12 protein-coding genes are annotated in these 17,916 nt (G+C 68.4%); 9 read left to right on the top strand and 3 right to left on the bottom strand.

Going from position 1 to position 17,916, the window contains the following annotated elements; all coding sequences use genetic code 11:
- Positions 1–71 precede the first annotated feature (71 nt).
- On the top strand, positions 72–1,499 hold the full coding sequence (gene thiD, locus LI336_RS08240; protein ID WP_227132620.1) for a bifunctional hydroxymethylpyrimidine kinase/phosphomethylpyrimidine kinase: 1,428 nt from the start codon (positions 72–74) through the stop codon (positions 1,497–1,499).
- Positions 1,500–1,520: 21 nt separating this feature from the next.
- Here thiD and LI336_RS08235 read toward each other — a convergent pair whose 3' ends face one another.
- A complete protein-coding gene (locus tag LI336_RS08235; RefSeq protein WP_227132618.1) occupies positions 1,521–2,081 on the bottom strand; it encodes a response regulator in 561 nt (186 codons plus the stop codon).
- A gap of 76 nt (positions 2,082–2,157) precedes the next feature.
- Entirely contained in the window at positions 2,158–2,352 is a 195-nt protein-coding gene (locus LI336_RS08230) for a hypothetical protein (protein WP_227132616.1), read from the bottom strand.
- A 132-nt stretch (positions 2,353–2,484) separates the two neighbouring features.
- On the opposite strand from LI336_RS08230, the gene mutS reads away from it, so the two are divergent.
- From mutS to LI336_RS08190, 8 genes are all read left to right on the top strand, one after another.
- Positions 2,485–5,283 carry a DNA mismatch repair protein MutS gene (gene mutS / locus LI336_RS08225; protein WP_227132614.1) on the top strand — a complete coding sequence of 933 codons (2,799 nt, stop codon included), beginning with the start codon at positions 2,485–2,487 and terminating at the stop codon, positions 5,281–5,283.
- Positions 5,284–5,570: 287 nt separating this feature from the next.
- Complete coding sequence (locus tag LI336_RS08220) at positions 5,571–7,535, top strand: AMP-dependent synthetase/ligase (protein ID WP_227132613.1); 1,965 nt, start codon at positions 5,571–5,573, stop codon at positions 7,533–7,535.
- A 177-nt stretch (positions 7,536–7,712) separates the two neighbouring features.
- Positions 7,713–9,698, top strand: coding sequence for an AMP-dependent synthetase/ligase (locus LI336_RS08215; protein ID WP_227132612.1), 1,986 nt, complete (start codon positions 7,713–7,715; stop codon positions 9,696–9,698).
- Positions 9,699–9,925: 227 nt separating this feature from the next.
- On the top strand, positions 9,926–11,923 hold the full coding sequence (locus LI336_RS08210; RefSeq protein WP_227132611.1) for an AMP-dependent synthetase/ligase: 1,998 nt from the start codon (positions 9,926–9,928) through the stop codon (positions 11,921–11,923).
- A gap of 260 nt (positions 11,924–12,183) precedes the next feature.
- Positions 12,184–14,160: a cation:proton antiporter domain-containing protein gene (locus LI336_RS08205; RefSeq protein ID WP_227132609.1), complete on the top strand. Its 1,977-nt coding sequence runs from the start codon at positions 12,184–12,186 to the stop codon at positions 14,158–14,160.
- Between the two features lie 118 nt (positions 14,161–14,278).
- Complete coding sequence (locus tag LI336_RS08200) at positions 14,279–14,629, top strand: hypothetical protein (protein ID WP_227132608.1); 351 nt, start codon at positions 14,279–14,281, stop codon at positions 14,627–14,629.
- A gap of 69 nt (positions 14,630–14,698) precedes the next feature.
- Positions 14,699–15,934: a PAS domain-containing response regulator gene (locus LI336_RS08195; RefSeq protein WP_227132607.1), complete on the top strand. Its 1,236-nt coding sequence runs from the start codon at positions 14,699–14,701 to the stop codon at positions 15,932–15,934.
- 97 nt (positions 15,935–16,031) lie between these two features.
- Positions 16,032–16,319 (top strand): hypothetical protein, encoded by a 288-nt coding sequence (locus LI336_RS08190; RefSeq protein WP_227132606.1) that lies wholly within the window; start codon positions 16,032–16,034, stop codon positions 16,317–16,319.
- 65 nt (positions 16,320–16,384) lie between these two features.
- Here LI336_RS08190 and LI336_RS08185 read toward each other — a convergent pair whose 3' ends face one another.
- Positions 16,385–17,863 carry a carboxypeptidase M32 gene (locus tag LI336_RS08185; protein WP_227132605.1) on the bottom strand — a complete coding sequence of 493 codons (1,479 nt, stop codon included), beginning with the start codon at positions 17,861–17,863 and terminating at the stop codon, positions 16,385–16,387.
- Positions 17,864–17,916: the final 53 nt, after the last annotated feature.

Genomic DNA, 17,916 nt, shown 5'->3' with positions numbered 1-17,916 from the left:
CCGGCACCAGCGACGACGGGTCGTCCAGCGAGACCGACAACGACAAGGTGGTACTACTTGGTGGTTATCGTATGCGTGAGCCTGCACCAGTCACACGTCCGGTCGCGTTGACCGTCGCCGGTAGCGACTCCGGTGGCGGCGCTGGCGTCCAGGCGGACCTCCAGACGTTCGCCGCGCACGACGTCCACGGCACGAGCGCCATCACGGCCGCGACCGCCCAGCACACGCGCGGCGTGGACTCGACGCACGTCCTCCCGCCCGACGAGGTCGCCGGCCAGGTCGACGCCGTCACCGACGACTTCGCGGTCGCCGCGGCGAAGACCGGGATGCTCGCGACCGCCGACGTCGTCGAGACCGTCCACGACCGGCTCGCCGACGTGTCCGCGCCCGTCGTCGTCGACCCCGTGATGGTCGCGACCAGCGGCGACCGCCTCCTCGACCGCGCCGCCGAACGCGCGTACGACGACCTGCTCGCGGACGCCACGCTCGCCACGCCGAACGTCGACGAGGCCGCGGTGCTCGCGGACCGCGACGTCGACAGCGTCGCCGACGCCCGCGACGCCGCCGTCGCCATCCGCGACACCGGCGTCGACGCCGTCCTCGTCACCGGCGGCCACCTCGACGAGAGCGACGACACGGCGGACCGAGCCGACACCGTCACCGACGTCCTCGTCGCCGACGACGACGTCTACACGTTCGAGCATCCACGAGTCGCGGACGCCGCCACCCACGGTTCCGGGTGCACGCTCTCCGCCGCCATCACCGCCAACCTCGCACGCGACAGCCCCGTCACCGGCGAAGGCACCCGGAACGACACCGACGACGGCGTCCAGACGAGCGCGCTCGTCGACGCGGTCGAAGACGCGACCGACCTCATGGAGCGCGCCGTCCGGTACCATCACGACGTCGGCGAGGGCCCAGGTAGCGTCCAGCATCTCGTCGACGCACGCACCAGCAGGGACGTCACCCGGGTCGCTCGCGACGTCTCCCGCGTCGTCGCCGCACTCGAGAACGCGACCGCTCCCGTCCCGGAACTCCTCCCCGAGGTCGGCACGAACGTCGTCGGCGCCCCACCGCACGCCGACCGCGTCGCCGACACCGTCGCCGTCGACGGCCGACTCGCGACCACCCACAGCGGCGTCCGCGCGACCGGCGGCGTCCGCCCCGGCGCCTCCAGTCACGTCGCGCGGTTCCTCCTCGCCGCCCGCGAACACCACCCCGAACTCCGGTACGCCGTCAACGTCCGCTACGACGACCGCGTCGCCGACGCGCTCGAGGACCTCGACTGGCCCGTCAGCGCGTACGACCGCCGCGACGAACCCGCCGACGCCCCCGGCACGATGGACTGGGGCGCCCACCAGGCGTACTCCAGGGACGACGACCGGCCCGTCGCCGTCGTCGACCGCGGCGCTCACGGCAAGGAACCGATGACGAAACTCGCAACCGAGACGCCCGACGCGCTCGTCGACCGACTCACCGCGCTCGCAGCGCGACGCTGACCCGCCGATAGCAGCGACGACTCACGCGCGCGGGATCGCTCGGAACGCCCGTGCGACGTCGTCGAACTCCTCCAGGGCCGCCTCGAGGTCCTCGCGGAGCGCCGCCTCCCGCGTCTTCAACTCGCCGTACGCGTCACGATCCACGAGGTCGCGTTCGGCCGCTGTCGCCTCCAGCACGCCGAGTTTCGCGACGACGCTCATGTACTCCGTGAGCCGGTCGTCGTACGCCTGCGCCTCCAGTTGCTGGTCGACCACGTCGAGCAGGACGTCCGTCTCGACGGGCTTGCAGAGGTAATCGTCGAACGGGAGCTTCAGGACGTCCATCTCCGGGTCGACCGCCGTCACCATCACGACGCGACAGTTCACGCGCGCCGCCTTCACCTCGCGGAGCACCTCGTCCCCCGTCTTGTCGGGCATCCGTCGGTCCAGGAGCACGACGTCGACGTCGTCGTCGACGAGTTCCAGCGCCTCCTCGCCACCGTACGCCGTCCGTGTCTCGTGCCGGCGTCCCACCACCCGCGAGAACATGTCGGCCAGCCGGACTTCGTCGTCGACGACGAGCACGCACGCGTCCTCAGTCATGTACGAGCGACGTACAGGGCCACTAACCATGAACTACACGGCAGCTATTTATAAGTAAACGCGGGGTGGGTGGGGTTCAGAGTCCGATCGACGCGAGCACGAACGTGGTCACCACCAGACAGATTCCGAGTGCCCCACCCATCAGGAACGAGATGCCGACCTCCACGCGGAACACCACGCCGAGCGCCGGCGTCGCCAGGAACGCCACCACGAAGTACGCGAGGGCGCGAATCAGCCGATTCCGGTCGTGGTCGTTCCCACCGCGAGCCATACCCCGAACCGGTGCTCGCACCCGAGTTAACTCTTGTGACCCCCCTCGACCCGGACCCAGAACCGACTCGAATCGACGACCACGTTCCACGGAACGGAGCGGTTTTACGCCCGGCGGAACTCAGGGACGCGTATGCCAGCGGCGACGGGAATCGTCGGCGAGTTCCTCGCACTCAAGGAGGAGGCCGACGCGGACGTGCTCGCGATGCAGGTCGGTGACTTCTACGAGTTCTTCGGCGACGACGCGGAACTCGTCGCGGACGAACTCGACCTGAAGACCAGCGAGAAGTCCAGCCAGGGCGGGTCGTACCCGATGGCTGGCGTCCCCGTCGCCGACCTCACGCCGTACCTCAAGGGCCTCGTCGAACGCGGCTACCGGGTCGCGGTCGCCGACCAGCACGACGGCCCCGACGGTCCCGAACGCGCCATCACGCGCGTCGTCACACCAGGGACGCTCCTCGAGACCACGGACGCGGACGCGCGCTACCTCGCCGCCATCGTCGACGACGGCGACGCGTACGGCCTCGCGTTCGCGGACGTCACCACCGGCCAGTTCGTCGTCACCAGCACTGACGACGTCGACGCCGCGCTCTCGGAATGCTACCGGTTCGACCCTGCCGAGGTCATCCCCGGACCCGCCGTCAGAGACGACGACGCGCTCGACCGCCTCCGCGAGCACACCGACGCCAGACTGACGCTCCACGACGACGACGCGTTCGCACCCGGCAGAGCGACCCACGTCGCGCGCGAGCACTTCGGCCGGGAGACGTTCGAGAGCGTCGGCGCGACCGACGCCGCCGTCCGCGCCGCCGGCGCCGTCCTCGCGTACGTCGACGCGACCGACGCCGGCGTCCTCGCCTCCATGACGCGAGTGCGGACGCTCGCCGACGACGACCGCGTCACGCTCGACGCCACCACCCAGCGCAACCTGGAACTCACCGAGACGATGCAGGGCGGAAGCGAAGGGTCGCTGCTCGCGACCGTCGACCACACCGTCACGAGCGCCGGCCGCCGCCTGCTCGCCGCGTGGCTCCAGCGGCCGCGTCGCGACGTCGACGCCCTCCGCGACCGCCAGGCCGCCGTGGACGCACTCGCCACCGCCGCGCTCGCACGCGACGGGCTCCGCGAACACCTCGGGGACGCGTACGACCTGGAACGACTCGCGTCGAAGGCCACGAGCGGGAGCGCCGACCCACGGGACCTCGCTCGCGTCCGGGACACGCTCGCGCTCGTGCCCGTCGTCCACGACCGCATCGCGGAGGACCCGACGCTCGCCGACAGCCCGCTCGCGACCGTCCTCGACGGCGACACGCGCGAACCCGCCGCCGAACTCCACGCCGAACTCGACGCCGCACTCGTCGACGACCCACCACAGACCACGACCCAGGGCGGCATCTTCGCGCGCGGCTACGACGACGCCGTCGACGACGCTCGCGACCGCCACGAGGCCGCCCAGGAGTACTTCGACACGCTCGAAGCCACGGTCAAACGCGAGACGGGGCTCACGCACGTCACCGTCGACCGGAACAAGACCGACGGCTGGTACGTGCAGGTCGGGAAGAGCGAAGCCGACGGGATGCCGGAGCGATTCCGCGAGGTGAAGACCCTGAAGAACTCGCGGCGGTTCGTCACCGACGAACTCGAGGAACGCGAGCGCGACCTCCTGCAGCTCGAGGACCGCCGGAGTGACCTGGAACGCGAACGCTTCGAGACCCTTCGCGAGGACGTCGCGGACCACGCGGCACTTCTGCAGGACGTCGGGCGAGCGTTCGCGCGCGTCGACGCGTTCGCGAGCTTCGCCGAGCACGCCGTCGCGAACGACTGGACGCGCCCCGAGCTGACGACCGCGGACGTCCTCGACGTCGACGCCGGCCGACACCCCGTCGTCGAGCAGACCACGGAGTTCGTCCCGAACGACGTCCACCTCGACAGTGATCGACGGTTCGCGGTCGTCACCGGCCCGAACATGAGCGGGAAGTCGACGTACATGCGCCAGACCGCGCTCGTCGTGCTGCTCGCGCAGGTCGGGAGTTTCGTCCCGGCGGACGCGGCGACGGTCGGCGTCGTCGACGGCGTCTTCACGCGCGTCGGCGCGCTCGACGAACTTGCACAGGGCCGGTCGACGTTCATGGTCGAGATGACCGAGCTCGCGAACATCCTCCACACCGCGACCGAGGACTCGCTCGTCATCCTCGACGAGGTCGGCCGCGGCACGGCGACGTACGACGGCATCAGTATCGCGTGGGCGGCGACGGAGTACCTCCACAACGAGGTGCGCGCGAAGACGCTGTTCGCGACGCACTACCACGAGCTGACGACGCTCGCCGACCACCTCGAGCGCGTCGTGAACGTGCACGTCGCGGCGGACGAACGCGACGGCGACGTGACGTTCCTCCGTACCGTTCGCGAGGGGCCGACGGACCGCTCGTACGGTGTGCACGTCGCGGACCTGGCTGGCGTTCCGAGTCCGGTGGTCGACCGGTCCCGGGAGGTCCTCGATCGGCTGCGCGAGGACGAGGCCATCGAGGCGCGTGGGAGCGACAGCGGGTCGGGTAGGGGTACCCAGCAGGTCGTGTTCGACCTCGAGAGTGGGAGTCTCCGTGCGAGCGACGACGGTGACGGTGCAGGGTCGGCGTCCGCGGACGGCGGGGCGACAGGCGCGGACGGGAGTGGCGCCGACGCGGACGGGAGTGGCGCCGACGCGGACGGGAGTGGTGCCGACGCGGACCATGGACGCGACGGCGTCGACGAAGCCGTCGAACGGGCCGCTACCGACCGTGGCGACGAGGAACTGTCCGAGCGCGAGCGCGAGGTGCTCGCGGAGCTCGCCGACGTGGACGTGGCGGCGACGGCACCGGTCGAGCTGTTGTCTCGCGTGCAGGCGTGGCAGGAGCGGTTGGACGACGACGAGTCACGGGCGGACGAGGAGTAGCGGCTGGACGACGGGTCGCGAGCGGACGAGGAGTAGTTGCCGCTGCGGATGGCTCTGGGGGCCTGCGGGCGACGCTGCGTGGCGTTGTTCGCGCGTCGAGTCGTCGCGCTGGCCCGGGGTGGGCGTCGAGGGTCACGTTCGTTCACCTCGCGGCAGGGGGTGGGTCGACGCGCGGCGACTGGTCAGGGCACGCTCGCGTTGGCCGCGGCTTCCGACTTGAAGCCCCGGTGCGTAAACGGTCGTTCGGTTCAGGGGTTTTATCGTACCTGGGTGGATAATCGTGTGGTATGGACTGGCGGGACGCGGAGATGGAGTACGAGGACGAGGTCATCGGAGAGACGAACCTCGCACGATTGTTCGAAGATAGTGCCCAACGGAACGCGAACCGGCCCGCCCAGATGTACAAGGGCGGCGTCTACGACCGTGCGATGACGCAGTCGGTACTGCCGGGGGCGCCGGACGGCGAATTCCGTGCGATCAGCTACGAGGACATGCGGACGATCGTCGCGCATTTCGCGACCGGGTTCCGCGAACTCGGCGTCGAGCCGAGCGACCGCGTCGGGTTGTTCTCGCACACTCGCATGGAGTGGGCGCAGTGCGACTTCGCGCTCCTGTCGGCGGGCGCTGTCGTCACGACCGTGTACGCTGGGTCGTCGAAGAGCCAGGTACAGTACCTGCTTTCGGACCCGGACGCGACGTCGGTCGTCGTCGAGAACGAGGACATGCTCCAGCGCGTGCTCGCGGTCGAGGACGACCTCGACCTCGAGTTCATCGTGTCGATGAGCACGCTCGAGGAGCGCCGGCATCAGCGTCGGGACGACATCTACACGATCGACGAGGTCCACGACCTCGGGGCGAAGCACTTCGACGAGGACGCGTACCTGGAGTGGGTCGACGAACGCGACGTCGACGACCTCGCGAGTCTCATCTACACGAGCGGGACGACCGGACAACCGAAGGGCGTCCAGCTCACGCACGGGAACTTCCGGTCGAACGTGAACATGATCCGGAAGCGGTTCGGGCCGCGCCCGGACCGCGAGGGCCAGCCGAGCATCGACGCGAACACGCGCGCCGTCTCGTACCTGCCGCTCGCGCACGTCTTCGAGCGACTGGCGGGGCACTTCCTGATGTTCGGGTCCGGTGCGTGCGTGGCGTACGCGGAGAACCCGGACACGCTCCAGGAGGACTTCTCGCTCGTGTCGCCGACGGCGGCGACGAGCGTCCCGCGCGTCTACGAGAAGATCTACGACGCCATCCGCGAGCAGGCGACGGAGTCGAGCGTGAAGGAACGCATCTTCAACTGGGCGACGGACGTGGGCGTCGAGTATCATACGACCGACGACCCCGGGTTCGCGTTACGTGCGAAGGCGAGCGTCGCGGACCGACTCGTGTTCCAGCAGGTCCGGGATGCGCTCGGCGGGAACATCGAGATGCTCATCTCGGGTGGGGGGAGTCTCTCCGCGGAGCTGTGTGCGCTCTATCACGGGATGGGCCTCCCGATCCTGGAGGGGTACGGGTTGACGGAGACGGCGCCGGTGCTGACGGTGAATCCGCCCGAGCAACCCGAGATCGGAACGATCGGGTATCCGCTCCCGGGCGTGGACTTGCAGGTGGACGAGGACGCGGTCGAGCAGGCGCCGTTCGCTGACGACCCCGGCGAGGTCGGCGAACTGCTGGCGCGAGGGCCGAACGTCACGGAGGGCTACTGGAACAAGCCCGAGGAGACGGATGCGGCGTTCACGCCCGCGGAGGACGGCGGTGACGACTGGTTCCGTACCGGCGACGTCGTGCATCGGCGCGAGGACGGGTTCGTGGAGTTCCGCGAGCGCTCGAAGCAGATCCTCGTGTTGTCGACGGGGAAGAACGTGGCGCCGGCGCCCATCGAGGACGCGTTCGCGTCGAGTCAGGTCGTCGAGCAGTGCATGGTCGTCGGAGACGGTGAGAAGTTCGTCGGCGCGTTGATGGTGCCGAACTTCGAGTACCTCCGCGAGCAGGCGGCCGACGACGACGTGACGTTGCCCGAGGCGGACGCGGCGGCGGCCGAGCACGAGTACGTCCGGGACTGGATCTCCGAGGAGGTCGACCGCGTGAACCCGGACTTCGAGTCCTACGAGCAGATCAAGCGGTTCCGCGTGATCGACGAGGAGTTCACGGAGGAGAACGACATGTTGACGCCGACGATGAAGAAGAAGCGCCGGAACATCCTGGAGCGCTACGCGGACGCGGTCGCGTCGATGTACGCCGAGGACTGACGTCGTCGCGCTGCGCCGGTGCACGAGGGTCTGGCGTCGTCGGGCTGATACCTCTCGTGGGCGGGTGTGAACCGTGCGAGGCGGCCGTCGGTGGGGGTCGTCCTCGCCCGGTCGCGTGTGACGTCGTGTCACTCCACGGCTACAATCCTTTTTGATGCGCCTCCCGTCGACCATGCCATGGATTGGCATGAAGCAGAGCGAGTTCACGACGGGGAGCACGTTCGGATGGAGACGCTCGCGGAGATGTTCGAACGGTCCGCTGGCCGGAACCTGTCGGACCCGGCCCAGAAGTACAAGGGTGGGGTGTACGAGCGGTCGCTCGCGAACGCGGACGTGGTCGATGCTGCCCCAGACGGCGAGTACGCGACGCTCTCCTACGAGGAGATGCGTGACGTCGTTCGGTCGCTCGCCGCGGGGTTCCGTTCACTCGGACTGGAACCGGGACAGCGCGTCGGGATGTTCGCGGACACCCGCATGGAGTGGGCGCAGTGCGACCTCGCGCTCCTCGCTGCCGGCGGCGTGGTGACGACCGTGTACAAGTCGTCGTCGCCCGAGCAGGTCCGCTACCTGCTCTCGGACTCGGGGGCGTCCGGCGTTGTCGTGGAGAACCAGGAACTCCTCGAGCGCGTACTGGAGGTCTCGGACTCGCTCGACGTCCGGTTCGTCGTCTCGCTCGACGAGTTACCCGCGGAGTACGACGACCGGGACGGCGTCTACGAGCTCGCGGACGTCTACGAGGAGGGCCGCGAGCGGTTCGACGAGGCCGAGTACCAGTCGTGGCTGGACGACCGCGACATCGACGACCTCGCGAGTCTCGTGTACACGAGCGGGACGACGGGCCCGCCGAAGGGCGTGAAGCTCACGCACCGGAACTTCCGCGCGAACGTCAACCAGATGGTGACGCGATACGGGCCGCGACCGGACAAACCGGATTCGGTCCCACAGGTCCGGCCGGACTCGGTCTCCATCTCCTTCCTCCCGCTCGCGCACGTCCTCGAACGGCACGCCGGCCACTTCTTCATGTACAACCTCGGTGCGTGCGTCGGGTTCGCGGAGAGTCCGGACACCCTCAAGGAGGACTTCCCGAAGCTCGAGCCGACGGTCGCCAACAGCGTGCCGCGCGTCTACGAGAAGCTCTACGACGGCATCCGCGAGCAGGCGCGCGAGTCGGCGTTGAAGGAACGCATCTTCGAGTGGGCGACGGACGTCTCCCGCGAGGTGTACCGCACCGAGCGGCCGGGCGTCGGCCTCCAGTTCAAGTACTGGCTCGCGGACAAGCTCGTGTTCCAGCAGATAAAGCAGGGGCTCGGCGGGAACATCGAGGCGCTGTTGTCGGGTGGTGGGACGTTGAGCGACGACCTCAACCAGCTCTATCACGGGATGGGGTTGAACATCCTGGAGGCGTACGGGTTGACGGAGGCGGCGCCGGCGGTTGCGGCGAACCCCGCGGAGGACGTCAAGATCGGGACGATCGGGCCGGCGATCGTCGACCAGGAGTACCAGATCGACAAGTCGGTGGTGCCGGAGGGCGAGTTCGACGACGCGCTCGGGCAGACGGGAGAGCTCCTCATCCGCGGAGCGAACGTCACGGACGGGTACTGGAACAAGCCCGCGGAGACCGAGGAGGCGTTCACGCCCGCCGAGGACGACGGCGACGACTGGTTCCGTACCGGGGACATCGTGACGGAGCGACCGGACGACTACCTCGTGTTCCGCGAGCGCGCGAAGCAACTCGTGGTGTTGTCGACGGGGAAGAACGTGGCGCCGGCACCCATCGAGGACGCGTTCGTGGCGTCGGAGGTCGTCGAGCAGTGCATGGTCGTCGGGGACCAGCGGAAGTTCGTGTCGGCGCTGCTCGTGATTTCGCCGGCGGGCGTCCGCGAGGTCGCGTCGCGGGCGGGCGTGGACGTTCCCGCGGACCCGGCGGAGATGGTGTCGGACGAGACGGTCCGCGGGCTCGTGCAGGACGCTGTCGACGAGGTGAACGAGCGCTTCGAGGCCCACGAGACGATCAAGGACTTCCGGCTCGTCGCCGAGGAGTTCACGGAGGACAACGACCTGTTGACGCCGACGTTGAAGAAGAAGCGCCGGAACATCCAGGAGCGCTACGAGGACCTCGTCGAGGAGATGTACGCGGACGAGGAGGCGCGCGTCGAGGCCTGAACGGGTCGTCGCTCTGCGGCGTGAGTTGGTTCGCGCGACGGGGTCCGCGACGACGGCCGCTTGCTGGGTCGGTGCGTGCTCGTCCACGGTGCGATTCGGCGACCTTGCTCACGAAGGGAACTGATGGGTGTTGTGGCCGTCGACGCCCGCGTGCGATTTCTTTCGGCCTTGGTGGCCGGTAACAAGGGGTATGATTTATCGGGTTTCGGCTTTTTCTTCGACCGAACATGAGTTGGGCGGAGGCAGAGCGAACGTTCACGGACGAGCTGGTGGGGATGAATACGCTCGCGGAGATGTTCGACGAGACGGCGACGCGGCAACCGGACCGGCCCGCACAGCGGTACAAGGGTGGGGTGTACGACCGGTCGCTCGCGAACACGGACGCGGTCGACGCGGCTCCCGACGACGAGTACGCGACGCTCTCCTACGAGGAGATGCACGACGTCGTCCAGTCGCTCGCCGCGGGATTCCGCGCGCTCGGCGTCGAGAGCGGGCAGCGCGTCGGGCTGTTCGCGGACACCCGCATGGAGTGGGCGCAGTGCGACTTCGCGCTCCTGTCGGCGGGCGCGGTCGTCACGACCGTGTACAAGTCGTCGTCGTCCGCGCAGGTCCGCTACCTGCTCGACGACCCGAGCGCGGCCGGCGTCGTCGTCGAGAACGCGGCCCTCGTGGAGCGCGTGCTCGAGGTCTCGGACTCGCTCGACGTCCGGTTCGTCGTCTCGCTCGACGAACTGCCCGCGGAGTACGACGACCAGGACGGCGTCTACGAGCTCGCGGACGTCTACGAACAAGGGCGGCGACGGTTCGACGAGGCCGAGTACCAGTCGTGGCTGGACGAGACCGACGTCGACGACCTCGCGAGTCTCGTGTACACGAGCGGGACGACCGGGCAACCGAAGGGCGTGAAGCTCACGCACCGGAACTTCCGCGCGAACGTCAACCAGACGTACAAGCGGTACGGACCGCGCGACGACAAGGGCGCCGAGTACCCGGTCGTCGACAACGAGACGCGGACGGTCTCGTACCTGCCGCTCGCGCACGTCTTCGAGCGACTCACCGGGCACTTCCTCCAGTTCGGTGCCGGGGCGTGCGTGGCGTACGCCGAGAGCGTCGACACGCTGAAGGAGGACTTCCAGGCGGTCGAACCGACGACGGCGACGAGCGTTCCGCGCGTCTACGAGAAGATCTACGACGCCATCCGCGAGCAAGCCCAGGAGTCCGGGTTCAAGGAGCGCATATTCAACTGGGCGACGGACGTCTCCAGGGACTACTACCGGTCGGACCGTCCGGGAACGGGCCTCAGGCTGCGGTACTGGCTCGCGGACAAGCTCGTGTTCAGTGACGTCCGGCAGGCGCTCGGCGGGAACATCAACTACCTCATCTCGGGTGGGGGGACGTTGAGCGAGGAGCTGTGTACGCTCTATCACGGGATGGGGCTCCCGATCTACGAGGGGTACGGGTTGACGGAGGCGGCGCCGGTCGTCTCCTCGAACCCGCCGGAGGACCCGAAGATCGGGACGATCGGACCGCCGCTCCCGGGCGTGGAGACGAGGATCGATACGAGCGTCGTTCCGGAGGACGAGTCCGTGGACGCGCTCGGCGAGATCGGGGAGTTGCTCGTGCGCGGTGACAACGTCACCGACGGGTACTGGAACAAGCCCGGGGAGACCGAGGAGGCGTTCACGGCCGCCGAGGACGGTGGCGACGACTGGTTCCGGACGGGTGACATCGTCCAGCAGCGACCGGACGACTACCTCGTGTTCCGCGAGCGTGCGAAGCAGATCCTCGTGTTGTCGACGGGGAAGAACGTGGCGCCGGCACCCATCGAGGACGCGTTCGCGTCGAGTCAGGTCGTCGAGCAGGTGATGGTGACGGGCGACGGTGAGAAGTTCATCGGGGCGCTCGTCGTGCCGAACTTCGAGTTCCTCCGCGACGCCGCCGAGCGCGAGGGCGTCGACGTCCCCGAGGACCCCGAGGCGATGGTGGCTCACGAGCGCGTTGTCGAGGTCGTCCAGGAGGAGGTCGACGAGGTGAACGAGCGCTTCGAGAAGCACGAGCAGATCAAGGAGTTCCGGCTCGTCACCGAGGAGTTCACGGAGGACAACGACCTGTTGACGCCGACGATGAAGAAGAAGCGCCGGAACATCGAGAGCCGGTACGAGGCGCTCGTCGGCGAGATCTACGGCGAGCGCGACCGGCAGACCCAGGCTGCGGCGGACGACTGACCGGGGCTCCGGTGAAGCGGGCGCGGGCGAGACGTGTGCGTTCCTGCTCCTGGTGCCGTCCGGATGGGGTGGGGCGATGCGTCGGGAGGCCTCGGATGCAGCGCTAACCCGTCGCACGGTCAATTTTGCCGGTGCAACCGGCCGAACGTCAGCCAGGAACGCCAACTTCTGAAAGAATTGGACGAACGTACAGAAAAACCGACTATCGTTGCGTCCGCAAACGACCCCTTTAAGGGTTCGGCGCTGTTCGTGCCCGATACATGCTCGGCCTCGAGATCGCGCCGGTGCTCGCCACGGGCAGCGACGGCGTGAACCTCCTGACGTTCGTCGCCCTCATCGTCGCACTCGGCGTCGGCTCGCAGGTCCTCGGCGCGCGCTTTCGCGTCCCCAGCGTCCTCTTTCTCATCACCGCCGGCATCGTCGTCGGGCCGTCCGGCCTCGGACTCATCACGCTCGACACGTTCGGCGGCGCCGGGCCACTCTCGACCATCGTCGGCCTCGCGGTCGCCATCATCGTCTTCGAGGGCGCGTTCCACCTGAAGATCGATAAACTCCGGGAAGCGCCGACTGCGACCCTGCGATTGGTGACCGTCGGCGCCGTCATCGCGTTCGTCGGCACCGGCATCGCCGTGCACTTCCTGCTCGGCGCATCGTGGACGATCTCGTTCCTCATCGGGTCCCTCCTGGTGGCGACCGGCCCCACCGTCATCACGCCCATCCTCGCGGTCGTCCCGGTGCGCGACCGCGTCGCCGCGGCCCTGGAGACCGAAGGCATCGTGAACGACGTCAGCGCCGCCATCATGGCGGTCGTCATCTTCGAGACGCTCCGGCTCGACGCCCCGACCGCCACCGACTACGTCAGACTGTTCGCGGAACGCCTCGGAACCGGCATCCTCGTTGGTCTCGTCGTCGCAGCGGTCCTCTACTACCTCATCCGGTACGTCGACCTGTCGCCGGACAACGCGCCGCAGAACGCGCGCCTGCTCACCATCGCCGGCGCCATCGTCGCGTTCGCCGTCGCGAACCAGATCTTCACCGAAGCGGGAGTCGCCGCGGTCGCGACCGCCGGCCTCGTCCTCGGGAACGCCGACCTCCCATACGAGGCACAGATAGAGGAGTTCAAGGGCGACGTGACGCTGCTCGTGCTGTCGTTCGTGTTCATCGCGCTCGCAGCGCTCCTCGACTTCGACCAGTTGTTCGCACTCGGTTGGCAGGGGCTCGCGGTCGTCGTCATCGTCGCGCTCGTCCTCCGGCCGCTGCTCGTGTTCGCGTCGACGACCGGCGACCGGCTCTCTTTCAGCGAGCGGATGTTCGTCAGTCTCGTCGGCCCGCGCGGCATCATCCCGGCGTCCGTCGCGACGCTGTTCGCGCTCGAACTCGAGAGTCTCGCCAGCGAGACGCGGGAAGCCGCCGAAGCCGCTTCGGGCGCCGAAGCACAGGCGCTCGCACAGGAAGCCGACGCGCTCCTGGCGAGCTCCGACATCCTCGTCGGCACCGTCTTCCTCGTCATCCTCATGACCGTCGTCTTCGAAGGCGGTCTCGCCAGACAGATCGCGGAATACCTAGATGTGATACCAATGCGTGTACTCGTCGTTGGAGGTGGTAAGGTGGGTCGTTCGCTCGCCGAACGCCTCGAAGACCGTGGAGAGAACGTCGTCCTCATCGAGAACGACGAACAGATCGTCGAAGTCGCGCGAGAAGAGGGGTTCACCGTCCACAGGGGTGACGGGACCGACACCGACGTCCTGCGGGCGGCGGGCGCGGAGAACGCGAAGATCGTCGTGGCGGCGACCGGCGACGACGACGTGAACCTGCTGGTCGCCCAGCTCGCGGACTCGAAGTTCGACACCGAGAAGGTGCTCGCTCGCGCGAACAACCCGGAGAACGTCGAAGCGTTCGAGGACCTCGGCGTCCGCACCATCTCGTCGACGATGGCGACCGCGTGGGCGCTCGACAACCAGATCGAGCGGCCGGCGCTCGCGAACTGGATGACGCACATCGGTGACAACGGCGACGTCCAGGAGGTCCAGGTCACGAGCGAGAAACTCGCCGGGCGGACCGTCCGCGAGGTCGGGCCGGAGCTCCCCGACGGCTGTCTCATCGCGCTCGTCGAGCGCGACGGGGAGACCGAGGTGCCGAGCGCTGACTTCACGCTCCAGCGGGGCGATTCGATAACGCTCCTGGGCCGGCGCGAGGGCGTCCGCGAGGCGATGTCGGTCTGCAACCCCAGCGATTGACTGCGACGTCGCGGGCTGCCAGCCAGCCCTCGTTCCGCGGAGGTGTCGGCCGACCGAACCGTACTTGCCGGTGGACGGCGTACGAGCGGAGTGTGAGTGACCGCGTCGGGTGGTCGTCGTGACGAATCCGTTCGAGGAGTGGCGACGCGACCTCGAAGCGGCCGGCGAGCTGACCCCGGACGTCGTCGGACGGCTCGTGGACGTGCACGGCGACCGCGGGCAGCGCGCCATCGAAGCGGTCAGCGAAGGCCGCGTGAAGGAGTACCGGGACTTCGTCGTGGTCGTCGGGCACCGCGAGGAGTACGTCGTCGAGGGCGATGGCTGCACGTGCAAGGACGCGGAGTACAACCTCGACCCGGCGGACCCGACCGAGCGCTGCTGGCACGCGCTCGCCGCCGTCATCGCCGACGCCATCGACGCGACGGAGTACCACGACATGTGGTACTCCGAGGTCCGCGAGTTCCTCTAGGTCGCCGCCTCGACGACGAGATCTGTCCGGACAGAACACTTACACGGTTCCTCGCTCAATCTCACCGCGATGACCGTTGGTGTCGAGCGCAACCGGGGCGGTGACGTCCGCGTGTTGCACGCCGAGGACGACCCCCAACTCGGCGCGCTCGCCGGAGAGTTCCTGGAACGCGAGGGTGAACTGGCCGTGACGCACGTCGAGGACGCACCGACTGCACTCGAGCGGCTCGCGGCGGAGGACTTCGAGTGCATCGTCAGCGACTACGACATGCCGGGGATGACCGGTATCGAGTTCCTCGACGCCGTCCGCGAGGACCACCCGGACTTGCCGTTCATCCTCTTCACGGGGAAGGGGAGCGAGGAGGTTGCGAGCGACGCCATCTCGAAGGGCGTCACGGATTACCTCCAGAAGGAGACGGGAACCGAGCAGTACGAGGTCCTCGCGAACCGCATCGAGAACGCGGTCGACGGGTACCGCACGGAGCGAGAGCTAGAGCGGCGCGTGAAGCAACTCCGCGAGAGCGAGCGACGGTTCCGGACGCTCGTCTCGAACCTCCCGGGGATGGTGTATCGCTGTGAGAACGAGCGCGGGTGGCCGATGACGTTCGTGAGCGACGGCGCGGTGGAACTCACGGGGTACACGCCCGACGAGTTGACGTCGGACGCCGTGGACTGGGGCGAGGACGTGCTCGTCGACGCGAACCGCGACGAACTCTGGGAGGCCGTGCAGGCGGCGCTCGACGCGCGCGAGCCGTTCCAGGTGGAGTACGAGCTCCGGACGGCCGACGGCGAGTCGAAGTGGGTGTGGGAGCGCGGCCGCGGGGTGTTCGAGAACGACGAGCTGCTGGCGCTCGAGGGGTTCATCACGGACGTGACGGACGAACGACGCCTCCGCGAGGACCTGCGACGCGAACGCGACCTCACTCGGCAGCTCGTCGAGACGAGTCCCGTCGGGATCATGGTCCACGAGCTCGACGGGACGTACCACCTCGTCAACGACCGCGTCCTGGAGATCTTCGACACGGCCCGGGAGGCGGTGATGGGTCGGACGTACGACGACGACGAGTGGGAGCTTCGAACGCCAGACGGCGACCCGCTCCCCGAGGCCGAGCACGGGTTCGCGAAGCTCAAGGCCAAAGCCGAGGGGACGAGTCCGAGCGACGACGTTCGCCTGACGAACCTCATGCATTCGGTGGTCCGCGACGACGGCGAGCGCCTGCTCGTCTCCGTGAACGGCGCGCCGCTGTACGACGACGACGACGAACTGGAACTGCTCGTGTTCACCATCCAGGTCGTCGACGAGTGACGAGCCGACGACGAAACCGGTCGTCGACGCGGAACGTAGTCCAGCGACTCGCCCCCGCCACGTGGTTTTTAGGCTCCGGGCTGCGTGACCAGTCGCCGTGAACAGGTACCAGGTGCTCGGTGGGGCGCTAGCGCTCGCAGCCGTCGCGAACCTCGCACTCGCTCTCGCGAACCTACTCGACCCGGCGGGGTCGCTCGCGTTCGCGGCGTCGGAGGCTACGGGTGCGGTGATGCTCGCGGTCGTCGCCGTCCAGGTGGGCACGGGCCACGAGCACACCGACTGGGCGGCGTCGCCGTTCGGCGAGCATGGCCCAGAGATCGTCGCGGTCGTCGTCGGCGCGAGCGGCCTGCTCTTGCTCGCGGTCGGCGTCGGGCGACTCCTGTAGGTCCAGGGTTGGCGACGGTCACGGCGCCGCGTCGAATCGCGTCGTGACGTCGAATCGCGTCGTGGCTAGAGGTCGTAGAGGTCGGTGTACTTCTCGGTGACGTAGTCGAGGAAGTACTCGGCGGTAAGTGGTTCGCCGGTGGCTTCCTCGACGAGTTCGGGCGTCGTGTACCGACGGCCGTGCTGGTGGACGTGCTCGGTGAGCCAGTCGTGGATGGGTTCGAGGTCGCCGTCGCGGACGAGCGCGTCGACGAGGAGGTCCTCGCGCATCGCGTGGTCGATCTGGGCGGCGAGCACGCTCCCGACCGTGTAGTTCTGGAAGCCCGCGAACCCGTAGCTCCAGTGGATGTCCTGCAGGCAGCCCTCGGCGTCGGTGTCGGGGACGACGCCGAGGTAGTCGTCCATCTTCTCGTTCCACACGTGCGGTATCTCGTCGACCGCGAGGTCGCCGTCGACGAACGCGCGGTCGATCTCCGAGCGCAGGATGATGTGCATGTGGTACGTGAGTTCGTCCGCTTCGACCCGTATCAGGTTGTCCGGGCGGACCTTGTTCGCGGCCTCGTAGAGCTCGCGCGCGGAGACGTCGTCGTGCCGGGGGAAGTGCTCGACGAACCGGTCGCGGTTCGCGTCCCAGAACGCCTTCGTGCGACCGACGTGGTTCTCGTAGAACCGACTCTGGGACTCGTGGACGCCCGACGAGCGCGGTTCGCCGAGTGGCGTGGCGTACGCGTCGTCGCGGAGTCCGAGCTGGTAGGTCGCGTGCCCGAACTCGTGGACGGTCGCGGTGAGCGCGTCCAGAGGTTCGTCGTCGCTGTACCGCGTCGTGATGCGGGCGTCGTACTGCGTCCCGGACATGAACGGATGCGGTGCCTCGTCGAGACGGCCGCGGTCCCAGTCGTACCCGAGGAAGTCGAGGACGTCCCGCGAGAGCGCTTCCTGTGTCTCGTGGTCGTACTCGCCGTCGAACGGCCACGCGACGGTGGCGTCGCTCTCGCGGATGTCCTCGATGAGGGGGACGAGTCCCCCGCGGAGTTCGTCGAACACGGTCTCGACGCGTTCGAGGGGGAGGTACGGTTCGCCGTCCTCGAACATGACCTCGTACGCGGGCTTGTCGGGGTCGATGTGTGCGGCCCGCTCGCGATGCAGTTCCTTCAGGTCGACCAGCGAGTCCGCGAACGCGTCGAAGTCGCCGTCGCGCTTCGCGGCCTGCCAGGTCTCCTGGGCCTCGCTCTGCAACTGGGTGAGGTCGTCGACGAGGTCGCTCGGCACCTCCGCGTTCCGCTCGTAGTCGCGACGGATCTCGCGGACGACCGCGCGCTCGGCGTCGTCGAGCTCGGACTCGTCGACGTCGTCGAGTAGTCGCCCGGTCTCGTCGTCCGTGAAGTGCTCGTGACGGACCGCGGACAGCGCCGCGGACTGCTCGGCGCGCGCGGGCGTCCCGCCTTCGGGCATCGTCACCTGCTGGTCCCAGTTCAGGAGCATCGCGGCGTTCCCGAGGTTCGAGTACCGTCGGTACCGGTCGAGGAGGTCGTCGTACGCGCTCATGCGAGAACCAGCGCCATCCAGCCGCATCGTCGTTTGGGTAGCGGCACCACGCA

It is taken from the genome of Halorubellus salinus, from assembly GCF_020567525.1.
Taxonomy (GTDB): Archaea; Halobacteriota; Halobacteria; order Halobacteriales; family Natrialbaceae; genus Halorubellus; species Halorubellus salinus.
This window is presented reverse-complemented; position numbering and strand designations above follow the sequence as displayed.

Coding starts and splice junctions, on each gene's coding strand:
- LI336_RS08195 (WP_227132607.1), top strand. CDS start 14,699: ATGACCGTTGGTGTCGAGCGCAACCGGGGCGGTGACGTCCGCGTGTTG.
- thiD (WP_227132620.1), top strand. CDS start 72: ATGCGTGAGCCTGCACCAGTCACACGTCCGGTCGCGTTGACCGTCGCC.
- LI336_RS08185 (WP_227132605.1), bottom strand. CDS start 17,863: ATGAGCGCGTACGACGACCTCCTCGACCGGTACCGACGGTACTCGAAC.
- LI336_RS08205 (WP_227132609.1), top strand. CDS start 12,184: ATGCTCGGCCTCGAGATCGCGCCGGTGCTCGCCACGGGCAGCGACGGC.
- LI336_RS08215 (WP_227132612.1), top strand. CDS start 7,713: ATGGATTGGCATGAAGCAGAGCGAGTTCACGACGGGGAGCACGTTCGG.
- mutS (WP_227132614.1), top strand. CDS start 2,485: ATGCCAGCGGCGACGGGAATCGTCGGCGAGTTCCTCGCACTCAAGGAG.
- LI336_RS08230 (WP_227132616.1), bottom strand. CDS start 2,352: ATGGCTCGCGGTGGGAACGACCACGACCGGAATCGGCTGATTCGCGCC.
- LI336_RS08220 (WP_227132613.1), top strand. CDS start 5,571: ATGGACTGGCGGGACGCGGAGATGGAGTACGAGGACGAGGTCATCGGA.
- LI336_RS08235 (WP_227132618.1), bottom strand. CDS start 2,081: ATGACTGAGGACGCGTGCGTGCTCGTCGTCGACGACGAAGTCCGGCTG.
- LI336_RS08210 (WP_227132611.1), top strand. CDS start 9,926: ATGAGTTGGGCGGAGGCAGAGCGAACGTTCACGGACGAGCTGGTGGGG.